Annotated in this window: 19 protein-coding genes and 1 pseudogene; all 20 read right to left on the reverse strand. The window is 58.8% G+C overall.

The features are described from left to right. Nucleotides 1-13: 13 nt before the first annotated feature. The gene (rpsE, locus tag QD357_RS02520) at nucleotides 14-583 is read right to left on the reverse strand and encodes a 30S ribosomal protein S5 (RefSeq protein ID WP_028753962.1); all 570 of its coding nucleotides are present in this window, start codon (nucleotides 581-583) and stop codon (nucleotides 14-16) included. Between the two features lie 128 nt (nucleotides 584-711). Further along, on the reverse strand, nucleotides 712-1074 hold the full coding sequence (gene rplR / locus QD357_RS02525) for a 50S ribosomal protein L18 (protein ID WP_028753963.1): 363 nt from the start codon (nucleotides 1072-1074) through the stop codon (nucleotides 712-714). A gap of 12 nt (nucleotides 1075-1086) precedes the next feature. After that, nucleotides 1087-1620, reverse strand: coding sequence for a 50S ribosomal protein L6 (rplF, locus tag QD357_RS02530; RefSeq protein ID WP_028753964.1), 534 nt, complete (start codon nucleotides 1618-1620; stop codon nucleotides 1087-1089). Between the two features lie 41 nt (nucleotides 1621-1661). Next, a complete protein-coding gene (rpsH, locus tag QD357_RS02535) occupies nucleotides 1662-2060 on the reverse strand; it encodes a 30S ribosomal protein S8 (protein ID WP_028753965.1) in 399 nt (132 codons plus the stop codon). Between the two features lie 12 nt (nucleotides 2061-2072). Further along, entirely contained in the window at nucleotides 2073-2378 is a 306-nt protein-coding gene (gene rpsN, locus QD357_RS02540; protein WP_028753966.1) for a 30S ribosomal protein S14, read from the reverse strand. 33 nt (nucleotides 2379-2411) lie between these two features. Further along, nucleotides 2412-2969: a 50S ribosomal protein L5 gene (gene rplE, locus QD357_RS02545; RefSeq protein ID WP_004118404.1), complete on the reverse strand. Its 558-nt coding sequence runs from the start codon at nucleotides 2967-2969 to the stop codon at nucleotides 2412-2414. Then, nucleotides 2962-3270, reverse strand: coding sequence for a 50S ribosomal protein L24 (gene rplX / locus QD357_RS02550; RefSeq protein ID WP_107107811.1), 309 nt, complete (start codon nucleotides 3268-3270; stop codon nucleotides 2962-2964). The genes rplE and rplX overlap by 8 nt, the downstream gene beginning before the upstream one ends. Nucleotides 3271-3281: 11 nt before the next feature. Next, nucleotides 3282-3650: a 50S ribosomal protein L14 gene (gene rplN, locus QD357_RS02555; protein ID WP_003573790.1), complete on the reverse strand. Its 369-nt coding sequence runs from the start codon at nucleotides 3648-3650 to the stop codon at nucleotides 3282-3284. Nucleotides 3651-3875: 225 nt separating this feature from the next. After that, complete coding sequence (gene rpsQ, locus QD357_RS02560) at nucleotides 3876-4115, reverse strand: 30S ribosomal protein S17 (protein WP_028753969.1); 240 nt, start codon at nucleotides 4113-4115, stop codon at nucleotides 3876-3878. Between the two features lie 12 nt (nucleotides 4116-4127). Beyond that, entirely contained in the window at nucleotides 4128-4328 is a 201-nt protein-coding gene (rpmC, locus tag QD357_RS02565; RefSeq protein WP_007690763.1) for a 50S ribosomal protein L29, read from the reverse strand. Nucleotides 4329-4339: 11 nt separating this feature from the next. Further along, the gene (gene rplP, locus QD357_RS02570) at nucleotides 4340-4753 is read right to left on the reverse strand and encodes a 50S ribosomal protein L16 (RefSeq protein ID WP_004118395.1); all 414 of its coding nucleotides are present in this window, start codon (nucleotides 4751-4753) and stop codon (nucleotides 4340-4342) included. Nucleotides 4754-4789: 36 nt separating this feature from the next. Then, a complete protein-coding gene (gene rpsC, locus QD357_RS02575) occupies nucleotides 4790-5515 on the reverse strand; it encodes a 30S ribosomal protein S3 (protein WP_104822786.1) in 726 nt (241 codons plus the stop codon). Beyond that, nucleotides 5515-5904: a 50S ribosomal protein L22 gene (gene rplV / locus QD357_RS02580; protein WP_004118391.1), complete on the reverse strand. Its 390-nt coding sequence runs from the start codon at nucleotides 5902-5904 to the stop codon at nucleotides 5515-5517. Before rplV ends, rpsC begins: the two co-directional genes overlap by 1 nt. Before the next feature lie 2 nt (nucleotides 5905-5906). Next, nucleotides 5907-6185 (reverse strand): 30S ribosomal protein S19, encoded by a 279-nt coding sequence (rpsS, locus tag QD357_RS02585; RefSeq protein WP_004118389.1) that lies wholly within the window; start codon nucleotides 6183-6185, stop codon nucleotides 5907-5909. Between the two features lie 15 nt (nucleotides 6186-6200). Continuing rightward, nucleotides 6201-7037, reverse strand: coding sequence for a 50S ribosomal protein L2 (gene rplB, locus QD357_RS02590; RefSeq protein WP_104822785.1), 837 nt, complete (start codon nucleotides 7035-7037; stop codon nucleotides 6201-6203). Nucleotides 7038-7048: 11 nt separating this feature from the next. Next, nucleotides 7049-7342 (reverse strand): 50S ribosomal protein L23, encoded by a 294-nt coding sequence (locus QD357_RS02595; protein WP_028753972.1) that lies wholly within the window; start codon nucleotides 7340-7342, stop codon nucleotides 7049-7051. Continuing rightward, nucleotides 7339-7959: a 50S ribosomal protein L4 gene (gene rplD, locus QD357_RS02600; RefSeq protein WP_107107810.1), complete on the reverse strand. Its 621-nt coding sequence runs from the start codon at nucleotides 7957-7959 to the stop codon at nucleotides 7339-7341. Before rplD ends, QD357_RS02595 begins: the two co-directional genes overlap by 4 nt. Before the next feature lie 13 nt (nucleotides 7960-7972). Continuing rightward, entirely contained in the window at nucleotides 7973-8614 is a 642-nt protein-coding gene (gene rplC / locus QD357_RS02605; RefSeq protein WP_107107809.1) for a 50S ribosomal protein L3, read from the reverse strand. A 39-nt stretch (nucleotides 8615-8653) separates the two neighbouring features. After that, a complete protein-coding gene (gene rpsJ, locus QD357_RS02610; RefSeq protein WP_003547547.1) occupies nucleotides 8654-8962 on the reverse strand; it encodes a 30S ribosomal protein S10 in 309 nt (102 codons plus the stop codon). Between the two features lie 311 nt (nucleotides 8963-9273). Next, nucleotides 9274-9521, reverse strand: a pseudogene (tuf, locus tag QD357_RS02615) (elongation factor Tu); the annotation flags it as partial.

The raw sequence follows: 9521 nt of genomic DNA on the forward strand, positions 1-9521 counted from the left end.
AGGTCAAACTCCCTTATTCTTCGGAGGCGTTGCCCGAGGAGGTACGGCGAGCCTGCAGGGTGGCATACTTGATGCCGCGCTGAGCTGCGATGTCCTTCGGGTGAACCTGGTGCTTCAGGGCGTCGAACGTGGCGCGAACCATGTTGTACGGGTTCGACGAACCGGTCGACTTGGCAACGACGTCATGAACGCCGAGCGTTTCGAAAACGGCGCGCATCGGGCCGCCGGCGATGATACCGGTACCGACCTTGGCCGAGCGCAGCAGAACCTTACCGGCGCCATGGCGGCCATGGACGTCGTGATGCAGGGTACGGCCGTCACGCAGCGGTACGAAGATCATGTCGCGCTTGGCGCTTTCAGTGGCCTTACGGATCGCTTCCGGCACTTCGCGTGCCTTGCCGTGACCGAAGCCTACGCGGCCCTTCTGGTCACCGACGACGACGAGAGCGGCGAAACCGAAACGGCGGCCACCCTTAACAACCTTGGCGACGCGATTGATCGCGACCAGCTTGTCGACGAATTCGCTATCGCGCTCTTCACGGCTCTGGCGGTCTTCCCGCGGAGCCCTCTTTTCCTGTGCCATTGTCCTCTTCCTTTTTCTTTTCCGGGTGCAATCGGCAAACAAAACGAAGACCGCATCGACCTCCCAAAGGAGATCAGCGGTCCGGTGATATCCGGCCGGCGCTCTAAAGCCACCGGCCGGAAACTTGATCAGAAGGTCAGGCCGCCTTCGCGGGCTGCATCGGCCAGAGCCTTGATGCGGCCGTGGTAGATGAAGGCGCCGCGGTCGAACACGACTTCCTTGACGCCGGCCTTGGAGGCGCGCTCAGCAACGAGCTTGCCAACGAGGGCAGCGGCTGCGGTGTCGGCACCGGTCTTCAGAGAACCGCGCAGATCCTTGTCGAGGGTGGAGGCAGACGCGAGCGTCTTGCCGGCCACATCATCGATGACCTGGGCGTAGATGTTCTTCGACGAGCGATGAACCGACAGGCGCGGACGGCCATTGGCCACCGACTTGAGTTGACGACGCACGCGGTTGGCACGACGTGCAAGTGCTTCTTTCCTGCTAGCCATTTCGCGTGATCCTTACTTCTTCTTGCCTTCTTTGCGGACGATCCGCTCGCCGGCATACTTAACGCCCTTGCCCTTGTAGGGCTCAGGACCGCGGTATTCGCGGATTTCAGCGGCAACCTGGCCGACCTGCTGCTTGTTGATGCCGGTGACGACGATTTCCGTCGGCTTCGGCACAGCGATCGTGATGCCCTGCGGCGGCTCATAGATCACGTCGTGGCTGAAGCCGAGCGCGAGCTGCAGGTTCTTGCCCTGCATGGCGGCACGGTAGCCGACGCCGTTGATTTCGAGCTTGCGCTCGTAGCCGTCCTTGACACCCTTCAGGATGTTCTCGATCATCGTGCGGGACATGCCCCACTTTGCACGAGCGTCCTTGGAGTCGCTGAGCGGCGTTACGACGATTGCATTATCTTCCAGCTTGAGACCGATTTCGTCGTTAGCGACGAAAACCAGCTCGCCCTTGGGGCCCTTAGCAGTCACCTTCTGGCCATCAATCGAGGCCGTGATTCCTGCAGGCACCTGAACGGGCTTTTTACCGATACGAGACATTTTTCAAACCTGTCTGTTTCGAAGGAGATCTCTGTTCGATCTTAGAAGACCGAGCAGAGAACCTCGCCACCAACATTCTGTTCACGAGCCTGGTGATCGGCCATCACACCCTTCGGAGTCGAAAGGATGATGATGCCGAGACCGTTCGCGACCTGCGGAATGGACTTGACCGAGACATAAACTCGGCGGCCCGGCTTGGACACACGGCCGATCTCACGGATCACCGATGCGCCTTCGTAGTACTTGAGTTCGATGTTGATCTCAGACTTGCCGTTGCCGAAATCGACGACGGAGTAGCCACGGATGTAGCCTTCAGCCTGCAGAACATCGAGAACACGCGCACGGAGCTTGGACGAAGGCGTCGAAACCGACGACTTGCGGCGCGAAGCACCGTTGCGGATACGGGTGAGCATATCGCCCAAAGGATCAGTCATAGTCATCTAATCTGCTCCTTACCAGCTCGACTTGACGATGCCCGGCACCTTGCCGAGATTGCCGAGTTCACGCAGCGCGATACGCGACATGCGCAGTTTGCGGTAATAGGCACGCGGGCGGCCCGACACTTCGCAACGGTTGCGAATACGGGTCTTCGATCCATCGCGTGGGAGCGATGCCAGCTTCAGAGTGGCCTTGAACCGGTCTTCGATCGGAAGAGACTGGTTCATGATGATTGCCTTCAGGGCAGCCCGCTTCGCGGACTGGTTGGCAACCGTATTGCGGCGGCGCTTGTTCTTTTCGACTGCGCTTGTCTTCGCCATATCAGGGTTCCTTTTCTACGCTCGTCGTTACGGTTATTGACGGAACGGGAAGTTGAACTCTTTCAGAAGAGCCCGAGCTTCGTCGTCGGTCGTCGCCGTCGTGCAAACGATGATGTCCATGCCCCACATCTGATCAACCTTGTCGTAGTTGATCTCAGGGAACACAATGTGCTCCTTGATGCCCATGGCGAAGTTGCCACGACCGTCAAAGCTTTTCGGGTTCAGGCCGCGGAAGTCGCGAACGCGCGGGAGCGCGATGTTGACCAGACGATCCAGGAACTCATACATGCGGGCGCCGCGCAGCGTCACTTTGGCGCCGATCGGCATGTTTTCGCGGACCTTGAAGCCAGCGATGGAGTTGCGTGCACGGGTGATGACCGGCTTTTGGCCAGCGATGGCCGCCAGGTCGGCAGCAGCAACGGTCGGCTTCTTCGAATCAGCCGTCGCTTCGCCAACGCCCATGTTGATCACGATCTTGTCCAGCTTCGGGATCTGCATCTCGTTAGCGTAGGAGAACTTCTCCTGCATGGCTGCACGGATGCGAGCAACGTATTCCTTCTTGAGCCGCGGCTCGTACTTTGCCTCAGCCATCGATCACTTCTCCCGAGGTCTTGGCCACACGGACCTTCTTGCCGTCTACAACCTTGAAACCGACGCGGGTCGGCTTGCCGTCCTTGTCGACGATCGCAATGTTGGACAGGTGAAGCGGGGCTTCCTTGCTGATGATGCCGGCTTCCTGGGTCTGCGTCTGGCGCTGATGGCGCTTGACGACGTTGACGCCACGGACGACCGCGCGGTCTTCCTTCGGCAGCACTTGAATAACTTCGCCGGTACGGCCCTTGTCCTTGCCGGTCAATACGACGACCTTGTCGCCTTTACGGATCTTTTGCATCGCTCCGCTCCTTACAGTACTTCTGGAGCCAGCGAGATGATCTTCATGTGGTTCTTGGCGCGAAGTTCGCGCGGAACCGGTCCGAAGATACGGGTGCCGATCGGCTCTTTCTTGTTGTCGATGAGGACTGCTGCGTTGGTATCGAAGCGGATGACGCTGCCATCCGGACGACGGATGTCCTTGGCGGTACGAACAACAACCGCCTTCATCACGTCACCCTTCTTCACACGGCCGCGCGGAATGGCTTCCTTGATCGAAACGACGATAACGTCGCCGATCGAGGCATACTTGCGCTTCGAGCCGCCCAGCACCTTGATGCACATGACACGACGTGCGCCGGAATTATCCGCCACGTCGAGGTTTGTTTGCATCTGAATCATGTCAGGTCGCCTTCTTGTTGTTACCGGAATGGTTGGGCCAAACGGCCCCCTACCCCGGCTTATGGACTAGTGTCTTGTCTGATTTCTCCGGCATTCGGGACCACCTGGGTCACCTTCACCGGTCATCAATAAAGCAAAAGAACGCCCGTTCTCGAGCGTCCTGCTTCCAAGCTCGTGCTTCATACAGATATTTCGCCCAAGCGCAAGGGCCTGAGCGAAATTCTATTACTTGGCCTGGGCGGAAACGACCGTCCAGGTCTTGTCCTTGGAGATCGGCGCGCATTCCTCGATGGAAACGACGTCGCCGACCTTGTACTGATTGTTTTCGTCGTGAGCCTTGTACTTCTTGGAACGACGAACGGTCTTCTGGAGCAGCGGGTGAGCGAAACGACGCTCAACGCGGACAACTACCGTCTTCTCGTTCTTGTCGCTGACCACGACGCCCTGCAGAATGCGCTTCGGCATGTTATTCTTCCTTTAGGCCTTTGCTTCTGCCGCCTTCTGGCGGGCAATGGTTTTCACGCGAGCGATGTCCTTGCGAACTTCGTTGATGCGCGAGGACTTTTCAAGCTGGCCGGTCGCCTTCTGAAAGCGCAGATTGAACTGCTCCTTCTTCAGCTTGGCAAGCTCATCCTTGAGTTGGTCGGCGCTCAGGGCGCGAACATCTGCGGCTTTCATGAGCTTCTTCCTTACTCTGCAATGCGCTGCACGAAGCGCGTCTTGACCGAGAGCTTGGCGGCGCCGAGGCGCAGAGCCTCACGAGCGATTTCTTCGCTCACACCATCGATCTCGAACATCATACGGCCGGGCTTGACCTTGCATGCCCAGTATTCGACAGAGCCTTTACCTTTACCCATACGGACTTCGGTTGGCTTTGCGGTTACCGGAACATCCGGGAACACGCGGATCCATACACGGCCGGCGCGCTTCATGTAGCGCGTGATCGCGCGGCGAGCCGCTTCGATCTCACGAGCGTTGACGCGGTTAGGCTCCTGCGACTTCAGACCGAATTCGCCGAATGCGAGGTCAGAACCACCCTTGGCAACGCCCTTGATGCGGCCCTTAAATTGCTTGCGGTACTTAGTACGCTTTGGCTGCAACATTTTCTTATTCTCCGAACTTATCTGCCACGAACGCTATCAAGCGTTTTCGCGGCGGCGGTCTCTATCGCGATCGCGGCTAGCCGGACCCTGGGCGTCGCCCTCGAGCGCGCGGCGTTCGGAGGCCATCGGATCGTGCTCAAGGATTTCGCCCTTGAAGATCCAGACCTTGATGCCGCAGATGCCGAAAGCGGTTTCTGCTTCAGCCGTACCGTAGTCGATGTCGGCGCGCAGCGTATGCAGCGGCACGCGACCTTCACGGTACCATTCCGTACGAGCGATTTCCGCACCGCCGAGACGGCCGGCGCAGGTGATCTTGATGCCTTCAGCGCCAAGACGCATCGCGGACTGAACGGCGCGCTTCATGGCGCGACGGAAAGCAACACGACGCTCGAGCTGCTGAGCGATCGACTGGGCAACCAGCGTCGCGTCGATTTCCGGCTTGCGAACTTCAACGATGTTGAGGTGCGTTTCGGAATTCGTCATGTCCGACAGCTTCTTGCGGAGCTTGTCGATGTCAGCGCCTTTCTTGCCGATGATCAGGCCCGGACGAGCCGAGTGGATCGTGACGCGGCACTTCTTGTGCGGACGCTCGATGACCACCTTGGAGATACCGGCCTGCTTCAGTTCGTTCATGACGAACTTACGCATCTTCAGGTCTTCGTGAAGAAGCTGACCATACTCGGCATTGTCCGCAAACCAGCGGCTATCCCAGGTACGGTTGATGCCAAGACGAAAACCGATCGGATTGATTTTCTGACCCATTATGCGGCCTCCCCTTGAGCTTCCACTTCACGAACGACGATCGTCAGGTGCGCGAACGGACGCTCGATGCGAGACGCACGGCCACGGCCACGAGCGTGGAAACGCTTCATGACGATCGACTTGCCGACGTAAGCTTCGGCGACGACCAGCGAGTCAACGTCGAGATCGTGGTTGTTTTCTGCGTTGGCGATCGCGGATTCGAGCGTCTTCTTCACGGCACCAGCGATGCGCTTGCGCGAGAATTCCAGCTCTGCGAGCGCGCGATCAACCTTCTTGCCGCGGATCGAAGCCGCGACCAGGTTGAGCTTCTGCGGGCTGACGCGGAGCGTGCGCGCAACTGCCTGCGCTTCATTGTCCTTCAGCCGGCGTTCGGTTTTTGCCTTGCCCATTGTTACTTCCTCTTCGCCTTCTTGTCCGCACCGTGACCATAATAGGTACGGGTCGGGGCGAACTCGCCGAACTTGTGTCCGACCATGTCTTCATTGACGCTGACCGGAATGTGCTTGCTGCCGTTGTAGACACCAAAGGTGAGACCAACGAACTGCGGCATGATGGTGGAGCGACGGCTCCACATCTTGATTACTTCGCTACGTCCGCCTTCGCGCACCTTCTCAGCCTTCTTGAGAAGATAGCCGTCAACAAACGGACCTTTCCATACTGAACGAGCCACTTGAGACTTCCTCTCTTACTTCTTGCGCTGATGGCGCGAGCGCATGATCATCTTGTCGGTCGACTTGTTCGACCGCGTACGCTTGCCCTTGGTCGGCTTGCCCCATGGGGTCACCGGATGGCGACCACCAGAGGTACGGCCTTCACCACCGCCGTGCGGATGGTCAACCGGGTTCATGACAACGCCGCGGTTATGCGGCTTCTTGCCACGCCAACGCGAACGACCGGCCTTACCGTCGTTGATGTTGGCATGATCCGGATTCGAAACCGCACCGATCGTTGCAAGGCAATTGCCATGCACGAGGCGCTGTTCGCCGGAGTTCAGGCGAAGGATCGCCATGCCCTGGTCACGACCAACGAGCTGAGCGTAGGAGCCAGCCGAACGAGCGATCTGACCGCCCTTGCCCGGCTTCATCTCCACGTTGTGGATGATGGAGCCGACCGGGATGAACTGAAGCGGCATGGTGTTGCCCGGCTTCACGTCCACTGCCTTTTCCGAAGCGACGACCTTGTCGCCGGCAGCAAGACGCTGCGGAGCGAGGATGTAGGCCAGTTCGCCGTCCGTGTACTTCACCAGAGCGATGTAAGCGGTACGGTTCGGGTCGTATTCGATGCGCTCGACCGATGCCTCAACGTCGAACTTGCGACGCTTGAAGTCGACCAGACGATAGCTGCGCTTGTGACCGCCACCCTGGAAACGCACGGTGATGCGGCCGGTGTTGTTGCGGCCACCCTTGGAGGTCAGGCCTTCCGTCAGCGTCTTGACCGGCTTGCCCTTGTAGAGCGAGGAGCGGTCGACAATGACGAGCTGTCGCTGGCTCGGGGTCGTCGGATTGAATGTTTTCAATGCCATTTTCTTATTCCTCAGAGACCGGTGGAGACGTCGATCGACTGGCCTTCGGCGAGCGTCACAACAGCCTTCTTCACGTCCTTCTGCTTGCCGACGAGACCTTTAAATCGCTTGGTCTTGCCCTTGCGGAGCAGAGTGTTGACGGCCGTAACCTTGACGCCGAACAGCGCTTCGACGGCAGCCTTGATTTCAGGCTTCGTCGCGGTCTTGGCAACGTTGAAAACAACCTGGTTGTTATCCGAAACCAGCGTGGACTTTTCGGTGATCGCAGGAGAAACGATCACATCGTAATGGCGAAGATCCGTCACTTGAATCGCTCCTCTAGAGCTTCAACTGCAGCCTTGGACAGCACAAGCTTGCCGCGGCGCAGGATGTCATAAACGTTGATGCCCTGGATCGGCAGAACATCGATGTTCGGGATGTTCTGAGCCGCGAGCTTGAAGTTGCTATCGAGCTCAGCTCCACCGATGAAGAGCGCATTGGTCAGGCCGAGCGTCTCGAAAGTGCTGGCCAGAGCCTTGGTCTTGGCATCGGCTGCAACCAGGCTGTCGATGACGATGACGTCTTCGGACTTCAGCTTGGCCGACAGAGCGTGACGCAGGCCGAGGGCGCGAACCTTCTTCGGCAGATCGTGCTCGTGGCTGCGAGCGACCGGGCCGTGAGCCTTACCACCGCCGCGGAACTGCGGAGCGCGAGCCGAATGGTGACGAGCGCGGCCCGTACCCTTCTGCTTGTACATCTTGGCACCGGTGCGCGCTACATCTGCGCGGCCCTTTGCCTGATGCGTGCCCTGCTGCTTCTTTGCAAGCTGCCAGCGGACGACGCGAGCGAGGATGTCCTCACGCGGCTCGAGGCCGAAAATCGCATCAGAAAGGGAAACCTTCCCAGCGTCTTTTCCCTCGAGGGTCTTGACGTTCAATTCCATTGGTTTGGCTCCCTTACTTCGCGGCCGACTTGACGGCGTCGCGCACGATGATCCAGGCACCCTTGGAGCCGGGAACTGCACCCTTGACGAGGATCAGACCGCGATCTTCATCGGTCGATACCACTTCGAGGTTCTGCGTCGTGACGCGAGTCTGGCCCATGTGACCAGCCATCTTCTTGTTCTTGAACACCTTGCCCGGATCCTGGCGCGAGCCGGTCGAACCGTGCGAGCGGTGCGAAACCGACACACCGTGCGTGGCGCGCAGACCGCCGAAGCCGTGACGCTTGATAGCGCCTGCAAAGCCCTTACCGATCGTCGTGCCGGTCACGTCGACGAGCTGGCCCGCCGTGAAGTGAGCGGCCTTGAGCTCGGTGCCGACTTCGAGCAGGTTTTCATCCGTAACACGAAATTCAACGAGCTTGGCCTTCGGCTCAACGCTGGCAACGGCGAAATGACCGCGCAGGGCCTTCGTCGTGTTCTTAACTTTTGCCTGGCCGGCACCGAGCTGAACTGCGGTGTAGCCATTCTTTTCTACTGTGCGCTGGGCCACGACCTGGCAGCCATCCAAACGCAATACGGTTACCGGGACGTGCTCGCCGGCGTCGTTATAGACGCGGGTCATTCCCACCTTCTGTGCAATCACACCTGAACGCATCGGTTCAATCCTTCTCACTCAGCTCGAGGACCAGAGGTCTCAGAGCTTGATCTCAACATCGACACCGGCGGCGAGATCGAGCTTCATCAGCGCGTCTACCGTCTGCGGGGTCGGGTCAACGATGTCGAGAAGGCGCTTATGCGTGCGCATCTCGAACTGCTCGCGGCTCTTCTTGTCGATGTGCGGGGACCGGTTTACCGTGAACTTCTCGATACGAGTCGGAAGCGGAACGGGGCCCCGGACGCTAGCACCGGTGCGCTTCGCCGTCGACACGATCTCGCGCGTGGAAGCATCGAGAATTCGGTGATCGAACGCCTTCAGGCGAATGCGGATATTTTGGCCGTTCATTCGACGTTATCCTTGTGTTTTGTTATCTCGCGTGCCGCTAAAAAAGGGCACGGATTGTTCTTTTTCCTAAGGCGGACCACCGGTTTCAAAGATCGAGGGGGACGCCGGCTGCGGCATCCCCATCCACTTCTTCAGACCTTTCGGCCCACCTTATTGTTAATCTCATTGGCTGCTTCGTTATCCGAAGCAGCGCGCAAATCGCGCTCGCGCGCCATTTGCAACATTTCGATGTCATAAGCAAGCGGCTACTGCCGCTTGCATCATATTATTGTCATCGAATCGGCCACTCGGATGGAGTGGCCGGCTTCGAATTACTCGACGATGCTAGCGACGATGCCGGCGCCGACGGTACGGCCGCCTTCGCGGATCGCGAAGCGCAGCTTTTCTTCCATCGCGATCGGAACGATCAGCTCGACGTCAACCGTGATGTTGTCGCCAGGCATAACCATTTCCGTGCCTTCCGGAAGCGTCACGATACCCGTCACGTCCGTCGTGCGGAAGTAGAACTGCGGACGGTAGTTCGTGAAGAACGGCGTATGACGGCCGCCTTCTTCCTTCG

The sequence above is a fragment of the Rhizobium sp. BR 317 genome (assembly GCF_047445835.1).
GTDB lineage: Bacteria > Pseudomonadota > Alphaproteobacteria > Rhizobiales > Rhizobiaceae > Rhizobium > Rhizobium paranaense.